The following is a 23719-nucleotide window of genomic DNA, read 5'->3' as shown; positions in this document are numbered from 1 at the left end:
ATTCGGCGAACTCCAAACCGGAGGTGGCAGACGGGCCGGGCGCGCATACTGCTGCGATAACCGGTGCCTCCCTGCGCAGGTTCGTCCTCGGGTTCACGACCGTGCTCCTGCTCGCCCTCGCCACGCTGGCCACGCCGCCGACCGCGCGTGCCGCCGTCGACCCCGACGTCGCCGCAGCGCGGGCCACCTATCTCGCGGCCGTGGCCGACGACGACGCCGCGCGGGAGGTGCTGGCGTCCGCGACGACCGCGCGCACCACCGCGAAGGACAACGTCGCTTCCGCTTTGAGCACCCTGCAGAACGCGGCCGCCGCCTACCAGGCCGACCCGACGCCCTCGACGTGGGAGGCCCGCAACACGGCCCGCTACATGCTCGCGGATGCCAAGTCGGCGTACTCCGAGGCGAGGACCGCTTACACGAGCGCCAAGGTGACGCGGGACGGCACGCTCGCCACCCGCCAGGCCGCACTGGCCGCCTACCAGGCTGCCCTGGCCGGCTGAGCGAAACCTGACAACGCAGAAGGCCCCGGGGTGACCCGGGGCCTTCTGTCTGTGGTGGTGCGCGAGGGGGGAGTTGAACCCCCACGTCCTTTCGGACACACGGACCTGAACCGTGCGCGTCTGCCTATTCCGCCACTCGCGCGTCGCTGATTGATCAGCCGGGCAAGGCTATCCCAGCGTCGCCTCCCGTCCCAAACCGGGAGACCGGCGCGCGGCACACGGCGGCTCGCAGTCACACCGATACGATCGAGCCAGCCCGGCATGTCGGGTCACGTGTCGTGCGAGCAGACAGGAAGGAGACTCCCGCGATGGGCGGACTGCAGCGATTCGAGCAGCGGCTCGAGCAGGCGATCTCCGGTGTCTTCGCCCGCACGTTCCGCAGCGCCGTACAGCCGGTCGAGATCGCGGCGGCGCTCCAGCGCGAGCTCGACAACAAGGCCCAGGTCCTGTCGCGCCAGCGTCGGATGGTGCCCAACGCGTTTGCGGTGGAGCTCGCGCCGTCCGACCTCGAGCGGCTCGGGCCCTACGACACCGCGCTCGCAGCCGAGCTCGCCGGTCAGCTCCAGGAGCACGCCGACCTGCAGGCCTACGTCTTCCCCGGACCGATCAAGATCGACTTCGAGCCGGCCCCCGACCTGACCACGGGACGCTTCCGCGTGCTCAGCAAGGCCGAGGCCACGGTCAGCGGCCACGCTCGCTACTCGACCCGCCACCGCACCCGCGCGGTGCTGGAGGTCAACGGCACCCGCCACCCGCTGCAGCCGCCGGGCCTGGTCGTGGGCCGCGGCACCGACGCCGACCTCCGCATCAACGATCCCGGCATCAGCCGCCGGCACGCGGAGTTCCTCGTCACCGCAGGCTCGGCAGCCGGCGCACCCGGCGAGGGTCCGCTGCAGATCGAGGTCCACGACATGGGCTCCACCAACGGCATCACCGTCGACGGCCACCGGGTCAGCCGGGCCGCGCTCGGCGACGGAAGTCGCGTCCAGGTCGGACACACCTCCCTGGTGGTCCGTCTCCTCGAGGAAGAGGTCGTCGATGTCTGAGCTCACGCTCTTCCTGGTGAGGATCGCCTACCTGGCGATCCTCTGGATCTTCGTGCTCTCCGCGATCTCGGTGATCCGCAGCGACATGTTCGGCGCCAGGCTGCCGTCGACCGGCGCCGCGCCCGCGCCGAAGCCCGCCAAGCAGAAGGCGCCGCCCAAGCGGCGAGGATCACCGACCCACGTCGCCGTGATCCAGGGCTCCAACACCGGCATCACCGCCAGCCTCGCCCACGCCCCCATCCTCATCGGGCGCGGCAACGACGCAGCCATCCGGCTCGACGACGACTACGTCTCCACCCGCCACGCGCGCATCGCGGCGTCGGGCGACCAGTGGTACGTCGAGGATCTCGGCTCGACCAACGGCACCTACCTGGGCAGCCAGCGGATCACCCAGCCGGTCACGATCGGGCTCGGCGCGCAGGTGCGCATCGGGAAGACCATCCTCGAGCTGAGGAAGTAGACCTTGACGTCTGACGACAGCACGCTCCCGGACCAGCCCGACGAATCGGGGCCTGTCCCCGACGACCTGACGCTGCGCCCCCTGCCCCAGGCGGACAGCCAGCCGCTGGTCCCCGACGGGCCGACCGTCGACGCACCCGAGCAGGAGGACGTGCCGGTCCCCGAGGAGGACGACACCCTCCTCAACACTCCCGATCCTGACCCGCTCCACCTCTCCTACTACGCCGTCTCCGACGTCGGCCGGGTCCGCAAGGACAACCAGGACTCCGGCTACGCCGGCCCGTGGCTGCTCGCGGTCTGCGACGGCGTCGGTGGCGCCGCGCGCGGCGACATCGCCTCCAGCACCGCGGTCGGCGAGCTCACCCAGCTCGACGCCGCGCCGACGGCGGGCGACCTCCTCACCCGGGTGAGCGACGGCCTCCACGAGGCCCACGAGTCGATCGCCAAGCAGGTCGACCTCGACCCGGCCCTCAGCGGCACCAGCACCACCGCGACGGTCGCCCTCTTCGACGGCCACCGCATCGCGCTCGGTCACATCGGCGACTCGCGGGCCTACCTCTACCGCGCCGGCGAGCTCTCCCAGATCACGACCGACCACACCTTCGTGCAGAGCCTCATCGACGAGGGCCGGATCACCGAGGAGGAGGCGCGGATCCACCCCCACCGCAACCTCATCCTCAAGGCTCTCGACGGTCTCCACGAGGTCGAGCCCGACCTCTTCGCGATCGCCCTGGCCCCCGGTGACCGGGTGTTCCTCTGCAGCGACGGCGCGTGCGGCGTGCTCGAGGACGCCCGGATGGCCTCCATCCTGGCGACCGGCTCGCCCGAGTTCGCCGCGATCGAGATGGTGCGCGCCAGCCTCGACGCGGGCAGCTCCGACAACGTCACCTGCGTCGTCGCCGACGTACTGACCGGTGAGGAGGCGGCGGCCGACACCACCCTCGCCGGCCTCGAGCCGATGACCGTCGGCGCCGCCGCCGAGCCGAAGCTGCGGATGCCGCGCGGCCTCTTCCGCGGCCACCGCTCCGGTGACACCGGCGAGCTCGAGCCCATCGACGCGGAGATCCCCGAGGGCATCGACTACGCGATCGTCGACGACCCGCCGGTCGACCCGGAGGCCTATCGCTACGCCCCGCAGGCGCCGCGTCGCTTCACCTGGCTGCGCCGGGTGATGGCGCTGGCCGTGATCGTGGGTCTGCTGTGGGTGGCGTTCGCGTCGGCGTACTGGTGGACCCAGCAGCAGTACTACGTCGGCGAGGAGGACGGCCAGGTCGTCGTCTACCGCGGCATCGACGGCATCCCCGGGCTCTCCAGCGTCTACCGCACGACCGACCTCGCGGTCGACGACCTGCCCGAGGCCGCCCGGAGCGACCTCGACGCCGGCATCGCCGCCGACGACTACGAAGACGCCGTCTCCATCGTGCAGAACCTCGCGGAGCAGATGATGCCGCCGGAACGGGCGGACCAGTAGTGGCCAACGCCAGCCTGCTGCAGTTCGTGCACCGCCGCCGTCGCGGCGCCGAGCTGTTCCTCCTCATCCTCGCGCTCGTCGTGGGGATCGGCGCCTACGCCTCGGTCGGCCTCGGCGTCGACGGCGAGGTGCCGACCAACATCGTCGGGTACGGCGGCTGGCTGGCCGCCCTCGTGGTCGCGGCCCACGTCGTGGTGCGCCTGGTCGCGCCCTACGCCGACCCGGTGCTGCTCCCGGTCGTCGCCGCGCTCAACGGCATCGGCCTCGCGGTCATCCACCGGCTCGACCTGGCCGAGGACACCGGCAACGCCGACCAGCAGCTGATCTGGATGACGCTCGGCGTGGCCCTCTTCGTGGCGACCCTCGTCTTCCTGCGCGACCACCGCCTGCTCGCCCGCTTCACCTACACCTCGGGACTCGCGGCGATCGGGCTGCTGATCCTCCCGATGCTGCCCGTCATCGGCAACGAGGTGAACGGCGCCCGCATCTGGATCCACGTCGGGCCGTTCAACTTCCAGCCGGGCGAGGTCGCCAAGGTGCTGCTGGTGATCACCTTCGCCGGTTACCTCGTCGTGCACCGCGACGCGCTGGCCCTGGCCGGTCGCCGGGTGCTCTTCGTCGACTTCCCACGCGGCCGCGACCTCGGCCCGATCCTGGTGATGTGGGGCATCAGCCTCAGCATCCTCGTGCTGCAGAAGGACCTGGGCTCGAGCCTGCTCTTCTTCGGCCTCTTCCTGATCATGCTCTACGTCTCGACGGAGCGACCAGGCTGGCTCGTCGTCGGCGGGCTGCTCTTCTTCAGCGGCGCGACGGTGGCCTTCCAGATCTTTGCCCACGTCCAGCAGCGGGTCGACATCTGGCTCGACCCGTTCGCCGACCGCAACGGCGACGGCTACCAGCTGGTGCAGGGGCTCTACGGCTTCGCCTGGGGCGGGCTGATCGGCCGCGGGCTGGGGGAGGGCATGCCGTCGCGGGTGCCCGAGGCGGAGTCCGACTTCATCATGGCCGCCATCGGCGAGGAACTCGGTCTGACCGCGGTCATCGCGATCCTGCTGCTCTACGGCCTCATCGTCGAGCGCGCCCTCCGCGCCGCGCTGATCTCCCGCGACGGCTTCGGCAAGCTGGTCGCCACCGGCCTCGGCGGCGTCTTCGCGATCCAGGTCTTCGTCGTCATCGGCGGTGTCACCCGGCTGATCCCGCTGACCGGTCTGACGACACCGTTCCTCTCCTACGGCGGCTCCTCGCTGGTCGCCAACTGGGTGATCATCGCGCTGCTCCTCCGGATCTCCGACCAGGCACGGCGCCCCCTGCCCGAGGTCGTCGAGGCGTCCGAGGACCCCGACCTCTTCCAGACCCAGATCGTGAAGGCCGTCGACCGATGAACCGCCCGATCCGCGCCGTCTCGATCTTCTGCATGATGCTCTTCTTGGCATTGATGGTGAACGTCACCTACCTGCAGTTCTGGCACGCGAAGGACCTCAACGAGGATCCCCACAACGCCCGGGTCGCCGAGGCGGCGTTCAGCCGGCAGCGCGGCGCGATCCTGACCGGTGAGGGCCGCGACCAGATCACGCTGGCGCGCAGCAAGGACTTCGACGACCAGTACAAGTACCTCCGCGTCTACCCGAAGCCCTACATGTACGCCAACGTCACCGGCTTCCTCACCCTCGGCAGCCAGACCGGCATCGAGCACTCGCAGAACACGGTGCTCTCCGGCGAGGACCCGCGGCTGTTCGTGACCCGCCTCATCGACCTCGCCCAGAACCAGAGCAACAAGGGCGGCAACGTGCTGCTAACGCTCGACCCCGCCGCGCAGGAGGCGGCCTACGACGCGCTGCTGTCCACCGTCGGTCCCGACGGCGAGGGCTCGGTCGTCGCGATCGAGCCCAAGACCGGTCGCATCCTCGCGATGGTGTCGCTGCCGTCGTACGACCCCAACGAGCTGGCGACCCACGACTTCGGTGCGTCGGAGCAGACCTACGCCCGGCTCGACGACGACGACAAGGAGCCCCTGGTCAACCGCGCCATCCAGACCCGGCTCTTCCCGGGCTCGACCTTCAAGATCGTGACCGCCGCTGCCGCGATCGAGAACGGCCTCTACAACGCCGACGACGAGGTGCCCTCGGGCGCGTTCTGGCAGACGCCGGGCACGTCCGGTTCGAGCAACGTCATCGACAACGAGGGACGCACCGGCTGCAGCCCCGAGGAGATCCCGTTCCGCACCGCCATGGCGCAGTCGTGCAACACCGCTTTCGCCAAGATGGCCGTCGAGCTCGGTCCGGAGAAGATGCGCGAGCAGGCCGAGAAGTTCGGCTTCAACAGCGACTACCTCAGCGACCTCGCACCGCAGGCGCAGTCGGTCTACCCGAAGAGCGCCACGGACGCCGAGGGTGACGACGTCGAGCTCAACGACGCGCAGACCGCGCAGACCGGCTTCGGTCAGTACGAGGTGCAGGCGACGCCGCTGCAAATGGCGATGGTCGCCGCCGCCCTCGCCAACCGCGGCACCCTGATGCGGCCCTACCTCGTCGAGGAGGTGCAGTCGGCCGAATACGAGACGCTCGAGACCACCGATCCCGAGGAGCTCCGCCCGGCCGTCTCGCCCTCGACCGCCGACCAGGTCACCGAGCTGATGGTCGAGACCGTCGACAACGGCACCGCCTACCCGGCCGCGATCCCGGGCGTGAGCGTCGCGGGCAAGACCGGCACCGCGCAGCGCGGCGTCCCGGGCCTGCCGCCCTACGGCTGGTTCGTGTCGTTCGCGCCGGCCGAGGACGCCGAGGTCGCCGTCGCGGTGATGATCCAAGAGGCGCCCGGCAAGGAGATCGCAGGCGGCCAGCTCGGCGGTCCGATCGCGAAGGCAGTGATGGAGGCGATCCTGAATGACTGACACTTCCGGGCCCGGGCAGTACGCCGACGAGGCCCACCGCTACCGCCTCGACTCGCGCATCGCCACCGGTGGCATGGGCGTGGTGTGGCGGGCCACTGACACGCGCCTCAACCGACCGGTCGCCGTCAAGGTCCTCAAGCACGAGCTCGCCGATGACCAGCAGTTCCGCACACGCTTCGACACCGAGGCCCGCAACGCCGCTGCCCTGCAGCACCCGGGCATCGCTGGTGTCTTCGACTACAACTCCCACCCCGGCGGGCCGGACAGCACGCTGTCGCCCTACCTGGTCATGGAGCTCGTCGAGGGTCAGCCGCTCTCGGCGCTGCTCGCCCAGGCCCGCGACAACGGCCGCGCCCTCGACCCCGCCGTCGTGCGCGACCTGATCACGCAGACCGCCGACGCCCTGGCCGTCGCCCACCGCGCAGGAATCGTCCACCGCGACGTGAAGCCGGCCAACCTGATCGTCACGCCGCAGCGCCAGGTGAAGGTGACCGACTTCGGCATCGCCCGCGCGGCTGACGACGCACAGATCACCCGCACCGGTGCGGTGATGGGCACGCCGCAGTACCTCTCGCCCGAGCAGGCCCGCGGCAACCCCTCGACGCCGGCGTCCGACGTCTACTCGCTCGGGGTCGTCGCGTTCGAGTGCCTGGTGGGCCACCGGCCGTTCGAGGCCGAGACGCCGGTGGCGACCGCGCTCGCCCACCTGCAGCAACCCGTGCCCGAGCTGCCCGCCGACCTGCCCGCCGACCTGCGGACGATCGTCACCCGCGCGCTGGCCAAGGACCCTGCAGAGCGCTACGCCGACGGTGCCGAGATCGCCGCCGCGCTCCGTGGTGCCGACGTCGCCCCGCGCCGGGCGGCCGCGCCGCCGCCGACCCCGATGCCCGACGCCACCGCGGTGCTCCCGCGCACCGGTGCCCTCCCGGTGCCGGCTCCGGTCCCGGCTCCGACTCCGCGTCTGGACCGCCCGTCGGCGTATGACGCCGGGGTGGCGTCGCGACGCCGCTCGCCCTGGCCCGCAGTGCTGCTGGTCCTGCTCCTGGTGGCGGTTGTCGTCGCGATCATCGCGATCATGCTCACCAGCGGCAACGACGACCCGGACGACACCGGCACCACGGACGTGCCGACCGACACCTCGTCATCCACCGACGAGAGCTCGCCCACCGAGCCGACGACGCCGACGACCTCTGTCGACGAGTCCGTCACGATCGACGCAGCCGACTACGTGGGCCGTGACATCGATGACGTCGAGCGCGAGCTCCAGCTGCTCGGCCTCGAGGTGCGCAAGTTCGAGGACACCAACCCCGGCGGGCAGCCCGAGGAGATCGTGTCCAGCGTCAACCCGACCGGCGAGCTGCAGGTCGGCGACACGGTGGACGTCCACTTCTGGGGTGCCGAGCCGGCGACGCAGACGACGGAGACCGAGACGACGACGCCCTCGGATACCGCGAGCACAGACACTGGTAGCAGCGATTCGACGGAAGGTGGCAGCGGATGAGCAACGCCGGACCCACGGACCCACCCGCGGGTGGGACGGGATCCGCGACGGTCGGGGGCCGCTACCAGCTCGGTGAGCTGCTCGGTCGCGGCGGCATGGCGGAGGTGCGCAAGGGCATCGACACCCGGCTGGGCCGCGTGGTCGCGGTCAAGCGGCTGCGCACCGACCTGGCCAGCGACTCGACCTTCCAGGCCCGGTTCCGCCGCGAGGCGCAGTCGTCCGCCTCGCTCAACCACCCGGCCATCGTCGCCGTCTACGACACCGGCGAGGAGATGAAGGACGACGGCGGCACCCAGGTCGCCCAGCCCTACATCGTCATGGAGTTCGTCGCGGGACGGACGCTGCGCGACATCCTCCGCGAGGGTCGCAAGATCCTCCCCGAGCGCGCGCTCGAGATCACCAGCGGCGTGCTGTCGGCGCTCGACTACAGCCACCGCGCGGGGATCATCCACCGCGACATCAAGCCCGGCAACGTGATGCTGACGCCAGCCGGCGACGTCAAGGTGATGGACTTCGGCATCGCCCGCGCGATCAGCGACGCCGCCTCGTCGATGACCCAGACCGCCGCGGTGGTCGGCACGGCGCAGTACCTCTCCCCCGAGCAGGCGCGCGGCGAGTCCGTCGACTCCCGCTCCGACGTCTACTCCGCCGGCTGCCTCCTCTACGAGCTGCTGACCGGTCGCCCGCCGTTCGTCGGCGACAGCCCGGTCGCGGTGGCCTACCAGCACGTGCGCGAGCCGGCGATGCCGCCGTCCCACCACGACGCCGACCTCACCTCGCAGATCGACGCGATCGTGATGAAGTCCCTCGCGAAGCGGGTCGAGGACCGCTACCAGTCGGCCGCGGAGATGCGCGCCGACATCGAGCGCTACCTCGCCGGCCGGCCGGTCTCCGCCGTCGCCCCACCCCCGCTTCCCCACGACGACCCGCCGACCTCGGCCACCGCCGTCGTACCGTCGCACGGTCACGCCGACACGATGATCCGCCGCCCGCTGCCTCCGATGGAGGACGAGCGCGGTGGCCGCCGGATCTGGCTCTGGCTGGTGCTCGGCCTGCTCGTGCTCGCCCTCCTCGCCGCCGCCTACGTCGTGTGGCCCAAGCTCTTCCCCGACGAGCCAACCCAGGTCCGGGTGCCGTCGGTCGTCGGGCTCCAGCGCGACGACGCGCGCGACAAGATCGCCGACGCGGGCCTCGAGATCGACGACAAGCAGCGCGAGTGCAGCGATCAGTACGACGTCGGTCAGGTCGTCTCCCAGGATCCCAAGGGCGACGCCGAATACGTCGACCCCGGCGCCACCGTGACCCTCGTGCTCAGCAGCGGCGGTTGCGACTTCGCGATGCCGCGCGTGATCGGCAGCCTGCAGAAGGTCGCGATCTCCGACCTGGTCGACGCCGGCATCAAGAAGAGCAACATCTCGATCGCGCCGGAGGACTGCGACACCGACGACCCGAAGGGCACCGTGGTCGAGCAGACCCCGGCTCCGGAGGCCTCCGTCGGCCGCGACGACACCGTCACCCTCTGCATCTCCGACGGTCCCGAGGTCGTCCCCACCGTCATCGGGCTGCGTCAGGGCGAGGCCGAGCGGGCGATCATCCAGGCCGGCTTCGACGTCGACGTCCGCGAGGACACCGCGTCCGAGGCGCCCAAGGGCGAGGTCACCGACGTCATCCCCGGTGAGGGCAGCGAGCTCGACCAGGGCGAGACCGTCACGATCTTCGTCTCGGTCTACGAAGAGCCCCCGCCCTCCTCCGAGCCGACCGATCCCGACACCGACGGCGACGGGCTGTCCGACGCCGACGAGGCGACCCTCGGCACCGACCCCGCCAACCCCGACTCCGACGGCGACACGTTCTCCGACGGCGACGAGGTGGCCGCCGGCTCCGACCCCCTCAACCCGCTGAGCTTCCCGCCCCCCGGCGAGCGGAACGGCCACCGCCACTAGCGCGGGTCAGTTCCTGTCGAGGGGCTTGGCGTAGCGGAAGTCGAGGAGGCCGTCGTACGCCGGCGCGTCGACGCTCGTCTCCACGACCAGGTCCCAGCCGATGTCGACGTAGGGGTTGGCGGCATCGGCGCGGTAGCCGGTGACGAGGGGGTCGGCGTCGATGGCGGCGGTCAGCGCGACCGGGTCGCCGACGGCCTGGATGACGTAGGGCTGGGGGTAGGGCACGCCCTGGAGCTGGACGGCGTTGCCCTCGCACTTGATGCCCGTGGTGGTGATGACCCGCTGGCCCGCGATCGTGACCGCGGTCGCGCCGCCGACCCAGAGCGCGTTGACGACAGCTTGGATGTCTTGCTGGTGCACGACGAGACGGTCGACCTTGATGTCGTGGGCGACGGCCTCGTCGAGGGTGTCGTCGGGTGAGTCGGACAACGTGATCGAGACACCGGGCCCGGTGCGGGGCTCGAGGCCGGCGGGGTCCTTGAGCTCTGCGATCTTGCCGCGGGCTCGGGACACCGGGAGCGACCGCACGTCGTTGGTGAGCCGGTCGACCTGGTCCTCGAGGTCCTGGAGGTGCTCGCGGACGTCGTCGTAGTCGTTGGCCTCGGCCTCGACCAGCCCGGCGAGGTCGGTGTAGCGACCCGGTCGGAGGTCGGTGCCCCGGCTGTCAGCGGCCGACACGACGAACAACGCTCCGCTGAGGAGGGCCACCGTCGGAGTGCCGATCCGCCACGCGAGGGAGCGCTTCGGGCGCTTGACGTGCGTGTGTGGCGGGGATGCGTCCGCGCTCGCTGACGGGGCCTCCTTCGGCCCAGCCGCGTGCGCACCCGTCATGACCCTTAGGGTAGGCGCCGACCACACACGTCGTACCTTGGAGCCGAGTCTGATGGACACGGTCTGATATGAGGAGCCCAGCCAAGTGAAGATGCCGAGCCTGAAGCGGTCGGAGAAGTCGCCGTTCGACCCGTCGAGCGGGCCGCTGTTCAGCGTGCGGTTCCTGATCTCCCTGGTCCTCGCCCTCGGGGGCATCGCCTGGATCGCCTACTACTACATCGGCGTCCGCCCGATCGCGGGCTTCGGTGACGACGGCAAGCCGGCGCTCGACCCGAAGACCTTCGAGCCGGGTCAGATCACCGGCTGGAACTTCATGGGCGACCTCCAGGAGTGGAACTACCTGATCGGCTTCGGCGCGATCATGGTCGGCCTGATCATCGCCGCACACCCGTCGACCCCGCTCGGTCGCGGCCGCGGCGTCGTGGTCGGCATGCTCGGCTGCTTCCTGATCGGCCTGCTGTGGATCTGCACCTACTACGTGGTCGGCACGGGCGACAACGCGCAGGACATCGCGATCTTCAACGACCTGGCTCAGAAGAACCTGTTCGTCGGCATCGCGTTCATGGCGGTGGGGTTCACCTTCGCCACCAAGTGGGAGTAGCGCCCACCCCTCATCAGCACACGAGCCGGCTCTCTTCTCGAGAGCCGGCTCCGTGCTTTTTGGTCGGATCAGTGGCCGCCGAATTGTTCACAGGTTTCTCAACAGGTGGGGATAACTACAACGTTGTAGTTATCCCCACCTGTGCGAAACCCTGGGGATGAATTCGTCAGGCCAGGGCGGCGGTGCGGGCGATCGTCGCGACGAGGAGCGCGACGGTGACCAGACCGATGCCCGCGGCCTGGAGCTGGCTACGCCGGTCCTTCGGCGCGTAGACCAGGAGTGCGGTCACGATCAGGCCGCCGACGAAGCCGCCGAGGTGGCCCTGCCAGGAGATGCCGGGCACGAAGATCGTGGCGGCGATGTTGACCAGGAGCAGGCCGGCGACGTTCTGGATGTTGCCATTGACCTTGAACGACACGACCGCCAGACCGCCGATGAGGCCGAAGATCGCGCCCGACGCACCGAGCGTCGAGGAGGTCTCGGACGACAACCAGTAGACGCTCACCGATCCGGCCAGGCCGGAGACGAGGTAGAGCGCGAGGTAACGCACACGGCCGAGTGCCATCTCCAGCTGCGGCCCCAGGACGTAGAGCAGCACCATGTTGAAGCCGATGTGGAGGATCTCCACGTGGGAGAACATGCTCGTGACGAGCTGCCAGTAGGCGCCGTCGGCGACACCCGGGAACCACTGTCCGTCGGGCAGTCGGCTGCACAGCTGCTCGACCCCGTGGCCGGGATAGAAGCTCCCGGGGTCGTTCTCCGAACCGCAGACACCGGTCGGCAGCAACGCCAGCCGGTCGACGAGGGTGCTCTTGGTCCAGCCGGTCGCCACGATCGCGATCCACACCAGCGCATTGAGGCCGATGAGGACGTAGGTGGTCACCCGTGGGTCGCCCGAGCGCTTTCCGCCGTACGCCGTCCGCCCCTGGCGGGTGGTCTTGGCACCCTCCTTGAGGCAGTCGGGGCACTGGAAGCCGACGGCCGCATCCCGCATGCAGTCCGGGCAGATCGGCTTGTCGCACCGCTGGCACCGGATGTAGGTCTCACGGCCGGGGTGCCGATAGCAGGTCGGCTCCCCGGCCGGTGATTCAGACACTCAGGCCTCGGTGATCTCGACCGACTCGATGACGATCGGCTCCACCGGACGGTCCATCTGACCGGTGGGGGCCGCGCCGATCGCGTCGACGACGTCACGGCCGGCCTGGTCGGCCACCTCGCCGAAGATGGTGTGCTTGAAGTTGAGCCACGTGGTGGGGCCCAGGGTGATGAAGAACTGGGAGCCGTTGGTGCCGGGGCCGGCGTTGGCCATCGCGAGCAAGTAGGGCTTGTCGAAGACCAGCTCGGGGTGCGGCTCGTCCTTGAAGTTGTAGCCGGGGCCGCCGGTGCCGCTGCCGAGCGGGCAGCCGCCCTGGATCATGAAGCCGGAGATCACCCGGTGGAAGCCGAGGCCGTCGTAGAACGGGCCGGTGCGACCGTTGGGGGTGGTGTAGGCCTTCTCGCCGGTCGCCAGGCCGGTGAAGTTCGCGACCGTCTCCGGCGCGTGGTTGGGGAACAGGTTGATCTTGATGTCGCCCTTGTTGGTCTTCAGGGTGGCCTGGAGGTCCGCCATGACTGCCTTTCGCACTGCGTCCGGTGCGGACGTCGGTGCCCGCACGCTCGCCGACGATCCTACGGGGGCACCGGCGACGGGTGGTCGGGGCCGTGTGCACGTGGTGGGATGGGGTAACACAGAGGCAGATTCGATCTGCGCACTGATCTCGGACGTGAAAGGGCATGGCGATGGGACTTCGTAAGAAGAAGACGCTCCTCGAGCAGGGTCAGGACTACGTCGAGGCGGCGATCGACCAGGCCAAGGAGTTCGTGCAGGGCACCGCTCTGCCCGCGCTCAACGACGCACGCGACAAGGCAGCCCCGGTCGTCGCCGCGGGTGCGACCACGATCGCGGAGAAGGCGGGCGAGGCCAAGGCCTTCGCTGACGCCAAGACCGCGCAAGCCAGCGGCAAGAAGCAGCAGAAGGGCTCGAAGCTGAAGAAACTGTTCCTCCTCGGCGCCCTCGGCGGCGCGGCCGCGGTGGTCGCCAAGAAGCTCCAGGGTGGCGAGAGCGGCGGCGGATGGCAGTCGGCCTACGAGCCCGCACCGCCGCCGGCCGCTCCGGTCGCCGAAGCGGTCCCGGACCTGACGGAGGCCGACCCTCTGGCCGACCCGTTGGCCGACCCCCGGGCCTGACTCAGGCCCGCATCACGCCTGGGCGAGCTCCGGGTGCTCCGCGCGCAGCTGCGTGGCCACCCGGTGCTCGACCCAGAAGATCAGGCCTGGGATCAGCCCGGCCACCATCATCAGCAGGAAGCGCGGCAGGGCCCAGCCCGCACGCTGGGTCAGCACGAACGCCACGACCACGTAGATCATGTAGATCCAGCCGTGGCCGACCCAGACCGGCCACATGTCCTCGCCGAGCGTCTGCAGCGTGCCGCCCTCGGGCAGCAGGTACTTCAGCACCGAGCCGATGCAGCCGACGAGCAGCAACGTGCCGACGACCAGCGCCAGCACCCGGTAGGTCTTGAACAGCCCGCTCACGACGCCGAACCTACCGGGCGGTCCTCGTCAGCCTCGATCTCGGGCTGCGGGCCCGTGACGTCGCGCACGTGGCGCCACCACAAGAAGAGCGCGAAAAGCGCGAAGAGCCACCACTCCAGGGCATAGGCGAAGTTGCGCCACCCAGTGAGCGTGCTCACGGGGGGCAGCTGGTCGAGCGTGGCGGGGTCCAGGTCCGCCGTACCGTCGTTGCGACCGCCCTCGTCGCCGGTCGCCTCGGGATCGACGATCACGAAGCCGCCGTAGAGGTCGACGTCGACCTTCTGCACGAGGTCGGCGATACGGACCTCAGGCAGTACGTCGTCGGTCTGGTCGTCGTCGGGAGCGCCGGTGCCCTCGCCGGGCTGGAGCCAGCCGACAAGTGCGGCAGTCCCGGTCGGCGGCGGCGGTGCGTCGGACGGGTCGTCGCCTGGGATCCAGCCCCGGACCACCGGGATGGCCGCGTCGTCGGGCCCGCCCACGGTCAGCGGCGTGATGACCCAGCTGCCGTCGGTGCCGTCACCCTCACGCCCGGTCACCAGCACGGTCCCCTCGGGCAACCAAGTGCCTTCGATGCTCACCGGCCGGCCGATCTCGTCGGACGGGAAGGGCTCGTCGGGGCCGAGGACGTCGGTCAGCGGCCGCGGATCCGCGTGGGTGATGTCGTGGCGCTCGGCCTCGCGGTGCGCCTGCCAGGCGTCCCACTGCCAGAGCCCCAGCGCGACGGCGGCCGCGGCGCACACCAGCGCGACCAGGTGCACCCCCCAGAGCCGGGGGCTCCACCACGCGATCACGCCACTCAGGGTACGGACAGCCACGCTGGAGGGCGCCATCGGCTCCATTCAAATTGGTCTTACCACTTGACCAACTAGCCAACGTCGATCTACCGTCCTCGCCATGGCCCTCAAACCAGTGACCCGCAAGTCCGTCTCCGACCAGGTCTTCGACCAGGTGCTCGGCGAGGTCGTCGACGGTGGGCTCGCGGCGGGCGAGCAGCTCCCGAGCGAGCGCCAGTTGGCCGAGGTCCTCGGTGTCTCCCGCCCGGCGGTCCGCGAGGCACTGCAGCGGATGGCGCAGACCCGCCTCGTCGAGGTGCGCCACGGCGGCGGGGCGACGGTCCGCGACTTCCGCAAGTACGGCGGCCTGGACCTCCTGCCTCGTCTGCTGGTGCGCGACGGTGGGGTCGACCCGGCGGTCGCGCGCAGCGTCGTCGAGGCCCGCACGTCGGTCGGCCCGATCATCGCGGCGCTCGCCGCCCAGCGAGGTGGCCCGGCGCTGACCGGTGCTCTCGAGGACGTCATCGCGCGGCTCGCCGGCACGACCGACTCGCAGACGTGGCAGGAGCTGGCGCTGGAGTACTGGGACGTCGTCGTCGACGGTGCCGACTCGATCGTCTACCGCCTGATGTTCAACGGCCTCCGCGCCGCCTACGAGCCCGCGATCCCCGCGCTGGCCCTGGCCCTGGCGCCCGAGGTCGGCCAGGTCGAGCCCTACCGGCTCCTGGCCGCCGCCATCAGCGCCGGCGACCCCGCAACCGCCCGCGCGGCGGCCGAGCGGGTGCTCGCGCCCACCAACAGCTCGCTGATGACCGCGTTCACCGCGCTCAGCAACCCCGAAGGAGAGCAGGCATGAGCAGCGACGTCGAGGCGTTCGCGCTGGAGCAGGTCAACCGCGATGAAGCGCGAATCACCGGCAACCGGCGCTCCAGCCAGTCGATGCGCGAGGTGTTCGTGGAGTTCTGGCGGCACCCGTCGCCGTACATCTTGAGCGTCTACCTGAGCGCCGCGATCGTCGGGCGCGTGCTGGCCGGACCGGGCGAGTGGTGGGAGCTGCTGCTTCCCCTGGCGCTCCTCGCGCTGCTCCCCTTCGTGGAGTGGTCGGTCCACGTCTTCATCCTGCACTGGAAGCCGCGTCGTATCGCCGGCATCAAGATCGACCCACTGCTCTCCCGCAAGCACCGCGCCCACCACCGCGACCCGCGGGCGATCCCGCTGGTGTTCATCCCGTGGCAGGTCGAGCTGACGTTGGGGCCGGGTGCGTTCCTGATCGCCTGGGCGGTGACGCCGACCTGGTCGGTCGCCTTCACCCTGCTCGTCGCCGACCTGGTGCTGCTCTCGGCCTACGAGTGGACCCACTACCTGCTGCACAGCGACTACCGGCCGAAGTCGAAGTGGTACCGGCTCGTGTGGCGCAACCACCGCCTGCACCACTACAAGAGCGAGCACTACTGGTTCACGGTCACCTCCGCGGCGACCGCCGACCGGCTCTTCGGCACCTACCCCGACCCGGCCACGGTCGCGACGTCGCCCACGGCGCGCAACCTGCACGGTCTGCCGGAGTAGCACTCGACCTGACAGGATGAGCGGCGTGCGGGTACACCACCTCAACTGCGCGACCATGCGGCCGCCGATCACTCCGTCCATGGTCGCCCACGTGCTGCTCGTCGAGCGCGCCGACGGCCTCTTCCTCGTCGACACCGGCTTCGGCACCGGCGACATCGCGAACCCGAAGCGGCTGGGCAAGCCCTTCCAGCTGATGGTGCGGCCCGCACTCGACCCCGGCGAGACGGCGGTCGCGCAGGTCAAGGCACTCGGCTTCTCCGCCGACGACGTCACCGACATCGCGCTCACGCACCTCGACCTCGACCACGCGGGCGGCATCGCCGACTTCCCGAAGGCGCGGATCCACGTCCACCAGCCCGAGCTCGACGCCGCGATGCACCCGACGATGCGGGAGAAGGCCCGCTACGTCGGCGCCCAGTGGGCGCACGGTCCGTCCTGGGTCGCGCACAGCGAGGCAGGCGACAACTGGTTCGGCTTCTCGTCGGTGACCGCGCTCGGCGACGACGTGGTGCTGATCCCGCTGATCGGCCACACCCGCGGCCACGCGGGCGTCGCCGTCCGTGACGCCGAGGGCCACTGGCTGCTGCACGCCGGTGACTCCTTCTTCGACGCCCAGCAGGTGCAGACGCCCGCCGGCTGCAACCGCGGCCTCGCCGCGTTCCAGACGCTGATGGCCGTGTCCAACAAGCAGCGGCGCGCCAACACCGAGCTGCTCCGCGAGCTCGTCGCGTCACACTCCGCCGAGGTCACCGTGTTCTGCGCGCACGACAAGTCGCAGTACGACGCCCTGGCTCACACCGCTGGTTGAGGTGCGAGCGGAGCGAGCCTCGAAACCGAGGTCTCTGCTCAGTCGCCGCAGACCGCGAACGGCAGGTGGCGGTCCTCGATGAGCTCGACGGCCGCCCGCGCCCCCTGGATGTCGTAGCCGATCCGACCCGTTGAGGGGTCGGCGACGCCGCGCGCGTAGCCCGCGCCGAACTCGGGCTTGATCGCCGGCATCACGTCGGCGATACGCAGTCGGTCGAAGGCGTCGCTGCGCGCCTCCCCCAGCCGCACGGTCGCCAGGTCGGCGCCGAGCGCGACCGAGAAGCCGGTCAGCGGGTCGAGGGCGTCGAAGGCCAGCCGCGGCCCGGCGGCGAGCTGGGCCTCCATGCCCGCACCGAAGACGGTGTCGAAGTCGAGGCAGGCGCGGTCGACGTACGTCGCGTTGGCCGACTGCCCGACGAGCTGGACCACTTCGGGCAGCGCTCCCCAGCTCTCCTCGCCGTCGGGCGAGGTCGTCGAGGTGAGGAGGTAGCTGTCGGTGTCGAGCTCAGCGCCGGCGAGCGGACCGACGCCGTCGTCGATCGCCTTCTGGACCTGGGCCAGCGGGACGTCGTCGTGCAAGGCGATCACCCACCCGTCAGCCCCGTCGCCGTAGGACGCCTCCCAGGCGACGTCGTCCTCACCGAAGTCGTAGGCAGCGAGCTGGTCGGCGAACGGCCGGAGCATGCCGTCCGAAAGCGTCGCGGCTGTGGTGACCGCGCGCCAGAACGCCGCACGGTCCGCCTCCGGCGAGCTGCGGTCGAGCGCACCGAAGCCCAAGGTCAGCCGCAGCTCGTCGAAGTCGGTGACCTCCAGCGTGGTGGCGGCCTGGGGCACGAGAGCGAGGACCGCGGCCGACGGCTCGAGCCCGGCGTCGTAGTCGGTGGCGAGGGTCTGGGTGGGCGGATCCTGCGGGAAGACCGGCTTCGCGGGGTCGCTGCAACCTGTCGCCAGGAGGGCCACCAACGGCACCAGCCAGCGCACCCCAGAAGTCACGGGCTGAGTCTGCCACGACCTACCCCATTCTCTGCCTCGGCGGTCCCCCGGGGCCCCCGAGCGGTCTAGGTCGTGTGACCTGGATCTCACCCGCGAAATTCGCGCTCCGGGAATTTCCGCTTATGGTCTTTGGAATCCCGATAGGAGGGGTCCGTTTTGATTCGCAACATCACCACGTTCTTCGTCGCCCTTGTCGCGGCCGTGACGGTGGCTGTGAGCCCCGCGGCCGCCGACCACCCGCCGCTGATGCTCGGCCCGGGCGACGCCGGAGTTTCCGACATGGGCGGTAGCGCCATCATCCGCTACTCCAAGTTCGGCCCGGTCTACATCTCCGGCAAGCACAGCCAGCACCTGACCGTGAAGTGGGTGGAGTCGCAGCACGCGATCCGCTTCCGCGACACTCGCACCGGTCGCTTCAAGAGCCTGCCCGACCGCTGCACGCGCGAGAAGGTCAAGGTCGGCCTCTCGGCGGTCTGCAAGGTCCCGCCGCGCTTCAACAAGCAGAAGATGTACATCCAGGTCTGGCCCCGCCTCGGCAACGACTTCACCGACGGCCGCACGCTTCCCGCGCGCTTCCGCCTCTGGGTCCTGACCGACGCCGGCAACGACGTCACCTACGGTGGCGACGGCGCTGACTTCGTCAACGGCGCCAAGGGCAACGACCGCATCTACGGCGGTGCCGGCCACGACTGGCTCCGCGGCGGCCCCGGTGCCGACCGCATCGTCGGTGGCGGCGGCGGCGACCGCGTCTCGCACGGCTGAGCCACGCGCTCCACGTTTCACCACGAAGCCCGGGTCCCCTGGACCCGGGCTTCGTGCATTTCTCGTACTACCGCCGACTACTCCGGCTCGAACGGCGTGCTGAACGTGTCGGTGAGGAACTGCGACAGCAGTCGGTCGAGGGTCTGCAGGTCGTCCTCGGACCAGTCGGAGAGGGCCGCGCGGAGGTGGCGCGAACGCACCGCCATCAGGGCGGAGGCCGCGTCGCGTCCCTCGGCAGTCGGCGCCACCAGGGTCACCCGCCCGTCGTCCGGCGCGGGCGTGCGGGTCGCGAGGCCGTCGTCGACCAGCGCGCTCACCTGACGGGTGGCCATGCCAACGTCCATGTGGGCCCGTCGGGCGAGCTCACCGGTCGGCACCGGACCGGACTCGACCAACGTCCGGAGCAGCACGTAGGCGGGCTGCTTCAGGTCGACCCCACCGACCGCGGCCTGGCGCGCGAAGGTGGCGCGCGCGCCGCTCGTGCGCATCAGCAGGGCCAGGGTGCGCTGGACCGACTCGATGCTCGTGTCCCGGTCCTGGTCCTCCACGCGCCAGATCCTAGGAGGTCGGGATGCGCCGGCACCGAGCGACGACCTCGGCGTAGGCGCCGTCATCGGGCGGGTCCGGGAGGGTCAGGACGAGACCGGAGCACGCGCCGGCATACCACTCGTGGAGCACATCGGGGATCTGGTCGTAGGTGCCCTGCGGCACCAGGGTCGCGATGACCTCGTCGGTCATCAGGTCCGCGAGACCGTCCCAGGCTGAGGCCTTGGCCATGGCGCCCAGCGCGTCGCTGATCGCCGCGAGGCCGAAGAGCTCGAGCTGGGGGCGGTAGGCCGGCGTGCTGTAGAGGAACCCCAGCTCGGCGCGGCGGGCCTCGCGCGCCGCCCGCAGACCATCGTCGTCGGCCGCGACGATCGGCTGCGGCCCGGCGACCATTGTCGGGCCGCCGTCGTCGCGCCCGCCGCGGTCGATGCCTTCGGCGATCGCCGGTCGGATCAGGGCGTCGATCACCCGCGGGTGCGAGTTGGTCGGGTGGCAGACGAAGCCGTCGGCCACCTCCCCCGCGAGTGCGCACATGCCGTGGTTGACGCCGCCCATCCAGATCGCTGGCGGCGGCACGTCGTTGGGGCCGGGGTTGAAGTAGGGCTGGAGCCGGTCGAACGTGTAGTTGTCGCTGGCGTAGGCGAGCTCGTCGCCGGTCTGGAAGCTGTGGAAGATCGCGCGCACCGCACCGATGTAGTCGGACAGCCGCGTGACCGGTTCGGTCCACGGGGTGCCGTAGCGGCCGACGATGTTGCCGCGCACCTGCGACGCCATGCCGAGCTGGAAGCGCCCCCCGGAGAGGCGCGCGAGGTCCCAGGCGGCGTACGCCGTCAGCATCGGGCTGCGCGGAAACGCGACCACCATGCTCGTGCGGACCACCAGGCGCGAGGTGTGCGTGAGGGCGAGCACCGCGGCCATGAACGGGTCGTGGATCGTCTCGGGCACGTGCAATACGTCGAAGCCGAGCCGTTCGACGCGCGCGGCGAACGCCCCGACGTCGGCGAGTGCCGACTGTCCGGGCCAGGTGGCGATGACGTCCACGGTGCTCCGTCCTCCTAGTGCTGGCGGTAGCGCCGCTGCACGTGCTCACGACGGATGGCGACCTGCGCGGCGCGCTCCTCCGACGTGACCCAGCGGGTGCTGTCCGGCAGATGCTTGCGCACCTCCTCGAGGCGGACCTTCGTCGCCTTGTGCACGGGCATCTGCTCTGGCGACTGGTGATAGGTCCAGCGGAAGGTGACGAACCCTTCCCGTTGGCCGGTCGTGTCGAGCCAGTTGGGGACTCCGGGGTCGTTGTGCGCGACGACGAAACGCGTCACACCGTCAGCGTCGCGCTCCTCCTGGAAGCCGTTGAGGCTGACGACGTGGTGGGCGTAGTCGAGCGACTCGCCCCACAGGTTGGACAGGTGCATGCCCTGGTAGTCGGGGGTAACGGGCGTGGTCATCTCGATGATCAGCGCCTCATCGGGGTCGAGCACGAAGAGGCCACCGGAGTAGACGTTGGTGCTCTGGCCGCCACCGGTCGACAGCTGGGCGTTGGTCGGCGCGTTGAGGTCGTTGCGCGGTTGGTACGCCGGCGCGTCCGGGTTGCCCTCGCCGTAGGCACCGAGGACGAAGTCGTAGAACTGGGTCCAGAACTTCATCTGGTTCTCGGCGATCACCCCGGCCCGCCGCAGCCGCGCGCTCGCCGCCGCAGGATCGAGCGGGTCGGGTGCGGCTGTCGCGGGGTCGAGCGCGGTGATCGTCAGCTCGGGCGCGACCTCGTGCTCCCAGTCGTGGAAGAGCACGCGCACGATCACGTAGGTGCTGATCACCTCGGTGCCGTCCTCGCGCAGCTCGCGCGAGCAGAGGAAGTTGCCCAGGTGGCCGTCGGGTCGCTCGGGCGCCACCAGGATCTCGAAACGGTCGTCGTCGACCTCGAGGTCGGCGGTGTCCAGCACTCCGGTGATCGTGCGGCCGCCCGGCATCAGCTCCATGATCGAGCCGCTGTCGCCGGCGTAGGAGTCGTGCGCCTCGACGATGAGGTACTGCGGCGCCTGCCCCGCGAAGCGACCGGTGATCCGATAGCTCCGGCTGCCGTCTACCGGCGCGGACAGGTAGAGCGCGTCGGCGTTGTCGATGGTCGCCTTGTCCATCGGCTGGATCGCGCGCCGGAAGGTCGGCCGGTCCGGGTCCTCCGCAAACGCGCGCTCAAACGCGCTGAAGGCGAAGCCGACCAGGTAGCGGTAGCCCTCGGCCAGTCCGCGTACGGTCGCCGGCGGCGCGTGCAGCTCCGGGGTGTCGACGGCGTCGCGCGCCGCCTGCAGGTGCGCGATCAGGTCGTCCCACGCAGCGCGGAGGTCGGCCTTGCTCTGGTCGACGGGGCTCTGGTCGACGGGGCTCTGATCACTCATCAGGCGTCGGCTCCTTCGGTGTCCCAGCGGTAGTGGTCGAACAGGTCGGCGAGGCGGTCGTGGATCTCTCCGCTCTCGAGGCCGAACTCCTCGAGGCTGTAGCGGTGACTCGTCTCGTGGGCGCCGCGCTTGCCCGCGGCGTCGAAGGTCGCGACCGCCTCGGGGGTCAGATCGAGGTCGAGGTCGTCGTAGACCTTGCGCATCGCGGCCCCCGGATCCGCGACGAGGTCGCGATAGTCCAGCACCGTCGCGCGGACCTCCGGGTGGGCCGCCAGCACCTCGAACGGGTGGCGGTAGGTCTCGTAGGACTGCTCGGCGAGCACCCGGAGGGAGCCCTGGATCAGCTCCTCGTCGTGACCCTGCTGGCGCCAGGCCGTCTGCATCATCTTCAACAGACTCGGGATCGTCTGCTGCGGGTTGCGGATCGGGATGATGATCCGCGCGTCGGGGAACGTCTGGATGAGCGTCTCCATCCGACCGGCGAAGTTGGCGTTCTTGCTGAGGTGGAGCGGCTTGTCGTTGAGCGCGAGCTGCCGGCGCACGCACTCCCGGTAGAACTCCATCGCCCGCCGCCGCTTCTCCTGCGGCCAGCGGTCGATCGCGTGGAAGTCGAGGGTGCCGACGTAGGGGAAGAGCACCATCCAGAAGCCCGAGGCGAGCGACGAGGTCAGCAGGAACTCGTCCTCCTCCGCCGCGAACAGGCCCGTCTGGTGCATGTCGTTGGTCTCCGCGAGCGCCTGCTCCTCCATCTCCTTGACCTTGCGCTGGAAGCGTCCGCCGAGCCGGGTGTCGGCCGCGAGGAGCAGTCGGAGCGCGCGCTTCTCGATGAGCGAGGGGAAGAACATCTCCCACATCAGCAGGTAGCTGAACTGCGGGTCCGCGGTCATCAGGCGGTGTTGGTACGTCGTCCCGCTCCGCGCGTGGCCGATCGAGAAGACCGGCCGCCTCACCTCCGTACGTCGCAGCTTCGCGCTGACCACCGGGTCGAGTGCGAAGCAGGCGGCATGGACGCCTGCGACGAGCGGGACGCCGTACTTGAAAGCGCGGTAGGTACGGCGCCCGCGCTGGGAGTCACGGTTGCGCGCCAGCAGCCCCACCATCGTCTGGTAGTTGTCCCAGTCGAAGTAGAACCTGCCTCTAGCCATGCTGCGCAGCATGCCCGGCAATCATTGACATTGTCAATGAAAGGTGTTGATAGCGATCGTCTGGGCCACGCTGCCGACCAGCAGGCTGATGAGGAACGCCCAGCCGCCGGTCAACCGGTTGCTCGGAGCCACCGGCCGCGCCAGGCCGGTCGGGCCACCGATCAGCAGGTAGAGCGGGGCGACGATCATCCAGCCCGCGCCGATCAACCAGAACCACGCCCAGCGCGTGGCGCGCCACGGCTGAGCGCCGCTGACCAATACGACGAGTGTCAGGACCCAGTTGAGGAGACCCCAGCCGGAGAGCCATTCGGGGATCTCCCAGCCCCACGAGCCGGTGAAGTGCCCGGAGCGGTGCCAGTCCTCGCTGCGGTCGATGTCGATCTCGCCGCCGCCGCGAGTGAGGAAGTCCTCGACCTCTCCACGGAAGCGCGGCCGCTGGTCGCTCCGGACCTCGACCCAGCCCCCGCTGCTCGTCGGACGGTGGTGCGCCTTCGGCCCCCGGACCTGGATCGCCTCGGCGACGTAGCGGATGCCGTGTTCGCGCCAGCGCAGTTGGATCGGTGCCGACCCCCGCCAGTGGTCCTCGAGCCCGCCGGCGACCGTCACCTCGGTGACCTCACCGCCGGCGATCGCAGCCATCAGGTCGTCGACCGACGACTCCCGCTCACCGAACGCCACCACCGCGAACGCGCTCGACACCCACGAGACGATCAGCACCCACGCCGCGATGCGCGGCGCGAGCCTGGGCCCCCGCTCTCGCGCTGGGTCACCCTCCGCCGGAACCTGCCCGAGATCCTCGTCCGTCGACGTCACGTCGCGATTCTGCCGGTTCGGCGGCGGCTTGGACGGCGAGCGCCGTCCGCGACGCGCTCGCGCAATTCAAAATGGTGGAGCCTAGGGTGTCTGGGTTCACGACAT

Annotated in this window: 25 protein-coding genes and 1 tRNA gene; 14 read left to right on the top strand and 12 right to left on the bottom strand. The window is 70.3% G+C overall.

Annotation, left to right across the window (positions count from 1 at the left end):
- The first annotated feature begins 23 nt into the window (after positions 1-23).
- The gene (locus F0U44_RS07065; protein ID WP_149727604.1) at positions 24-500 is read left to right on the top strand and encodes a hypothetical protein; all 477 of its coding nucleotides are present in this window, start codon (positions 24-26) and stop codon (positions 498-500) included.
- Positions 501-555: 55 nt separating this feature from the next.
- On the opposite strand, the gene F0U44_RS07060 is transcribed toward F0U44_RS07065, so the two are convergent.
- Positions 556-642, bottom strand: a tRNA-Leu gene (locus F0U44_RS07060).
- Between the two features lie 166 nt (positions 643-808).
- Here F0U44_RS07060 and F0U44_RS07055 point away from each other — a divergent pair.
- From F0U44_RS07055 to pknB, 7 genes are read left to right on the top strand one after another with little or no spacing between them, the layout of a single operon-like run.
- Positions 809-1546, top strand: a complete 738-nt coding sequence (locus F0U44_RS07055; RefSeq protein ID WP_149727603.1) for an FHA domain-containing protein — start codon at positions 809-811, stop codon at positions 1544-1546.
- On the top strand, positions 1539-2006 hold the full coding sequence (locus tag F0U44_RS07050; protein ID WP_149727602.1) for an FHA domain-containing protein FhaB/FipA: 468 nt from the start codon (positions 1539-1541) through the stop codon (positions 2004-2006). The genes F0U44_RS07055 and F0U44_RS07050 overlap by 8 nt, the downstream gene beginning before the upstream one ends.
- A 3-nt stretch (positions 2007-2009) precedes the next feature.
- Positions 2010-3476, top strand: coding sequence for a PP2C family protein-serine/threonine phosphatase (locus tag F0U44_RS07045; protein ID WP_246160350.1), 1467 nt, complete (start codon positions 2010-2012; stop codon positions 3474-3476).
- Positions 3476-4858 carry an FtsW/RodA/SpoVE family cell cycle protein gene (locus F0U44_RS07040; RefSeq protein ID WP_149727601.1) on the top strand — a complete coding sequence of 461 codons (1383 nt, stop codon included), beginning with the start codon at positions 3476-3478 and terminating at the stop codon, positions 4856-4858. The genes F0U44_RS07045 and F0U44_RS07040 overlap by 1 nt, the downstream gene beginning before the upstream one ends.
- Positions 4855-6366 (top strand): peptidoglycan D,D-transpeptidase FtsI family protein, encoded by a 1512-nt coding sequence (locus F0U44_RS07035; RefSeq protein ID WP_149727600.1) that lies wholly within the window; start codon positions 4855-4857, stop codon positions 6364-6366. The genes F0U44_RS07040 and F0U44_RS07035 overlap by 4 nt, the downstream gene beginning before the upstream one ends.
- The gene (locus F0U44_RS07030) at positions 6359-7867 is read left to right on the top strand and encodes a serine/threonine-protein kinase (protein ID WP_149727599.1); all 1509 of its coding nucleotides are present in this window, start codon (positions 6359-6361) and stop codon (positions 7865-7867) included. Before F0U44_RS07035 ends, F0U44_RS07030 begins: the two co-directional genes overlap by 8 nt.
- Entirely contained in the window at positions 7864-9810 is a 1947-nt protein-coding gene (gene pknB, locus F0U44_RS07025; RefSeq protein WP_149727598.1) for a Stk1 family PASTA domain-containing Ser/Thr kinase, read from the top strand. The genes F0U44_RS07030 and pknB overlap by 4 nt, the downstream gene beginning before the upstream one ends.
- 6 nt (positions 9811-9816) lie before the next feature.
- On the opposite strand, the gene F0U44_RS07020 is transcribed toward pknB, so the two are convergent.
- Positions 9817-10641 (bottom strand): DUF881 domain-containing protein, encoded by an 825-nt coding sequence (locus tag F0U44_RS07020; protein ID WP_149727597.1) that lies wholly within the window; start codon positions 10639-10641, stop codon positions 9817-9819.
- Positions 10642-10732: 91 nt separating this feature from the next.
- Here F0U44_RS07020 and F0U44_RS07015 point away from each other — a divergent pair, with 91 nt between their 5' ends.
- Positions 10733-11242 carry a cell division protein CrgA gene (locus F0U44_RS07015; protein WP_149727759.1) on the top strand — a complete coding sequence of 170 codons (510 nt, stop codon included), beginning with the start codon at positions 10733-10735 and terminating at the stop codon, positions 11240-11242.
- Positions 11243-11408: 166 nt separating this feature from the next.
- Here the strand turns inward: F0U44_RS07015 and F0U44_RS07010 are convergent, their stop codons facing one another.
- On the bottom strand, positions 11409-12338 hold the full coding sequence (locus tag F0U44_RS07010) for a rhomboid family intramembrane serine protease (protein ID WP_246160349.1): 930 nt from the start codon (positions 12336-12338) through the stop codon (positions 11409-11411).
- Positions 12339-12851: a peptidylprolyl isomerase gene (locus F0U44_RS07005; protein WP_149727596.1), complete on the bottom strand. Its 513-nt coding sequence runs from the start codon at positions 12849-12851 to the stop codon at positions 12339-12341.
- 170 nt (positions 12852-13021) lie between these two features.
- On the opposite strand from F0U44_RS07005, the gene F0U44_RS07000 reads away from it, so the two are divergent.
- Positions 13022-13468 (top strand): hypothetical protein, encoded by a 447-nt coding sequence (locus tag F0U44_RS07000; RefSeq protein ID WP_149727595.1) that lies wholly within the window; start codon positions 13022-13024, stop codon positions 13466-13468.
- A 12-nt stretch (positions 13469-13480) separates the two neighbouring features.
- On the opposite strand, the gene F0U44_RS06995 is transcribed toward F0U44_RS07000, so the two are convergent.
- Positions 13481-13816 (bottom strand): DUF3817 domain-containing protein, encoded by a 336-nt coding sequence (locus F0U44_RS06995; protein WP_149727594.1) that lies wholly within the window; start codon positions 13814-13816, stop codon positions 13481-13483.
- Entirely contained in the window at positions 13813-14607 is a 795-nt protein-coding gene (locus tag F0U44_RS06990; protein WP_188113375.1) for an SURF1 family protein, read from the bottom strand. Before F0U44_RS06990 ends, F0U44_RS06995 begins: the two co-directional genes overlap by 4 nt.
- Before the next feature lie 103 nt (positions 14608-14710).
- Between F0U44_RS06990 and F0U44_RS06985 the strand changes: the two genes are divergently transcribed.
- The 3 genes from F0U44_RS06985 to F0U44_RS06975 are packed head-to-tail and all read left to right on the top strand — an operon-like array spanning position 14711 to position 16963.
- Entirely contained in the window at positions 14711-15445 is a 735-nt protein-coding gene (locus tag F0U44_RS06985; RefSeq protein WP_149727592.1) for a FadR/GntR family transcriptional regulator, read from the top strand.
- Positions 15442-16155 carry a sterol desaturase family protein gene (locus F0U44_RS06980; protein ID WP_149727591.1) on the top strand — a complete coding sequence of 238 codons (714 nt, stop codon included), beginning with the start codon at positions 15442-15444 and terminating at the stop codon, positions 16153-16155. Before F0U44_RS06985 ends, F0U44_RS06980 begins: the two co-directional genes overlap by 4 nt.
- A 25-nt stretch (positions 16156-16180) precedes the next feature.
- Positions 16181-16963, top strand: a complete 783-nt coding sequence (locus F0U44_RS06975) for an MBL fold metallo-hydrolase (protein WP_149727590.1) — start codon at positions 16181-16183, stop codon at positions 16961-16963.
- A gap of 38 nt (positions 16964-17001) precedes the next feature.
- Here the strand turns inward: F0U44_RS06975 and F0U44_RS06970 are convergent, their stop codons facing one another.
- Positions 17002-17955, bottom strand: coding sequence for a hypothetical protein (locus tag F0U44_RS06970; RefSeq protein ID WP_149727589.1), 954 nt, complete (start codon positions 17953-17955; stop codon positions 17002-17004).
- Between the two features lie 156 nt (positions 17956-18111).
- Here F0U44_RS06970 and F0U44_RS23270 point away from each other — a divergent pair, with 156 nt between their 5' ends.
- Positions 18112-18717, top strand: a complete 606-nt coding sequence (locus tag F0U44_RS23270; RefSeq protein ID WP_223163605.1) for a calcium-binding protein — start codon at positions 18112-18114, stop codon at positions 18715-18717.
- A gap of 77 nt (positions 18718-18794) precedes the next feature.
- On the opposite strand, the gene F0U44_RS06960 is transcribed toward F0U44_RS23270, so the two are convergent.
- The 5 genes from F0U44_RS06960 to F0U44_RS06940 are packed head-to-tail and all read right to left on the bottom strand — an operon-like array spanning position 18795 to position 23614.
- Positions 18795-19265, bottom strand: coding sequence for a MarR family winged helix-turn-helix transcriptional regulator (locus F0U44_RS06960; RefSeq protein WP_223163604.1), 471 nt, complete (start codon positions 19263-19265; stop codon positions 18795-18797).
- A 10-nt stretch (positions 19266-19275) separates the two neighbouring features.
- A complete protein-coding gene (locus F0U44_RS06955) occupies positions 19276-20304 on the bottom strand; it encodes a TIGR03617 family F420-dependent LLM class oxidoreductase (protein ID WP_149727587.1) in 1029 nt (342 codons plus the stop codon).
- 14 nt (positions 20305-20318) lie between these two features.
- On the bottom strand, positions 20319-21656 hold the full coding sequence (locus tag F0U44_RS06950) for a hypothetical protein (RefSeq protein WP_149727586.1): 1338 nt from the start codon (positions 21654-21656) through the stop codon (positions 20319-20321).
- On the bottom strand, positions 21656-22801 hold the full coding sequence (locus F0U44_RS06945) for a sulfotransferase family protein (RefSeq protein ID WP_149727585.1): 1146 nt from the start codon (positions 22799-22801) through the stop codon (positions 21656-21658). The genes F0U44_RS06950 and F0U44_RS06945 overlap by 1 nt, the downstream gene beginning before the upstream one ends.
- A 33-nt stretch (positions 22802-22834) precedes the next feature.
- Positions 22835-23614: a hypothetical protein gene (locus tag F0U44_RS06940; RefSeq protein WP_149727584.1), complete on the bottom strand. Its 780-nt coding sequence runs from the start codon at positions 23612-23614 to the stop codon at positions 22835-22837.
- Between the last annotated feature and the right edge of the window lie 105 nt (positions 23615-23719).

Source organism: Nocardioides humilatus, from assembly GCF_008373755.1.
Classification (GTDB): domain Bacteria; phylum Actinomycetota; class Actinomycetes; order Propionibacteriales; family Nocardioidaceae; genus Nocardioides; species Nocardioides humilatus.
This window is presented reverse-complemented; position numbering and strand designations above follow the sequence as displayed.

Excerpts from the sequence above, each read along its gene's own strand:
- F0U44_RS07030 (WP_149727599.1), top strand. The coding sequence starts at position 6,359 with ATGACTGACACTTCCGGGCCCGGGCAGTACGCCGACGAGGCCCACCGC.
- F0U44_RS07005 (WP_149727596.1), bottom strand. The coding sequence starts at position 12,851 with ATGGCGGACCTCCAGGCCACCCTGAAGACCAACAAGGGCGACATCAAG.
- F0U44_RS07015 (WP_149727759.1), top strand. The coding sequence starts at position 10,733 with ATGCCGAGCCTGAAGCGGTCGGAGAAGTCGCCGTTCGACCCGTCGAGC.
- F0U44_RS06985 (WP_149727592.1), top strand. The coding sequence starts at position 14,711 with ATGGCCCTCAAACCAGTGACCCGCAAGTCCGTCTCCGACCAGGTCTTC.
- F0U44_RS07050 (WP_149727602.1), top strand. The coding sequence starts at position 1,539 with ATGTCTGAGCTCACGCTCTTCCTGGTGAGGATCGCCTACCTGGCGATC.
- pknB (WP_149727598.1), top strand. The coding sequence starts at position 7,864 with ATGAGCAACGCCGGACCCACGGACCCACCCGCGGGTGGGACGGGATCC.
- F0U44_RS07035 (WP_149727600.1), top strand. The coding sequence starts at position 4,855 with ATGAACCGCCCGATCCGCGCCGTCTCGATCTTCTGCATGATGCTCTTC.
- F0U44_RS06945 (WP_149727585.1), bottom strand. The coding sequence starts at position 22,801 with ATGGCTAGAGGCAGGTTCTACTTCGACTGGGACAACTACCAGACGATG.
- F0U44_RS06950 (WP_149727586.1), bottom strand. The coding sequence starts at position 21,656 with ATGAGTGATCAGAGCCCCGTCGACCAGAGCCCCGTCGACCAGAGCAAG.
- F0U44_RS07020 (WP_149727597.1), bottom strand. The coding sequence starts at position 10,641 with ATGACGGGTGCGCACGCGGCTGGGCCGAAGGAGGCCCCGTCAGCGAGC.
- F0U44_RS06980 (WP_149727591.1), top strand. The coding sequence starts at position 15,442 with ATGAGCAGCGACGTCGAGGCGTTCGCGCTGGAGCAGGTCAACCGCGAT.
- F0U44_RS07055 (WP_149727603.1), top strand. The coding sequence starts at position 809 with ATGGGCGGACTGCAGCGATTCGAGCAGCGGCTCGAGCAGGCGATCTCC.
- F0U44_RS07000 (WP_149727595.1), top strand. The coding sequence starts at position 13,022 with ATGGGACTTCGTAAGAAGAAGACGCTCCTCGAGCAGGGTCAGGACTAC.